The following is a 458-nucleotide window of genomic DNA, read 5'->3' on the forward strand; positions in this document are numbered from 1 at the left end:
TGGTTCGAATTTGATTGGTGTAACGCTTGGTCTTGCCCTCGGTAATGAACTGAAACCATTGGTCATCAAGCCATTCTAAATTGCTAAACTCTTCTGGATTGATTTCAACATACTCTCCATGGGTTCGTTGGTGTACCAATATGAATTCGACTAACTTTTCTACTAGAACATCTTTTGAAGCTGATTTGATCTCTATCTGCTTCAGTAAACGAAACATAGTATGTCTTTTTGCTTGATAATACTTCAACATTAAAGGTAAATCGTTATCGTCAGCATAAGCCAGATATTGTTCGCAGGCTTCAATTGAAGCATCGATATCATTTGGCAAACTTTGCTCAATAAGCACTAATTTTTCTTCCGGTGTTCGGGCAGTTTGTTTGCTTGCGACGAGAACTTGTTTAAGGCTGCCAATAAGTTGATCTGTTATTTTTTGGTTGGAATTTCTGATTTCCTGTAGC

Annotated in this window: 1 protein-coding gene; it reads right to left on the reverse strand. The window is 37.8% G+C overall.

Translation table 11 applies throughout. From position 1 onward, the window contains the following. A partial coding sequence (locus OQJ26_RS19355; RefSeq protein ID WP_265705295.1) for a hypothetical protein occupies positions 1-458 on the reverse strand: 458 nt, incomplete at both ends.

Origin of the sequence: Legionella sheltonii (assembly GCF_026191355.1) — a bacterium.
Taxonomy (GTDB): domain Bacteria; phylum Pseudomonadota; class Gammaproteobacteria; order Legionellales; family Legionellaceae; genus Legionella; species Legionella sheltonii.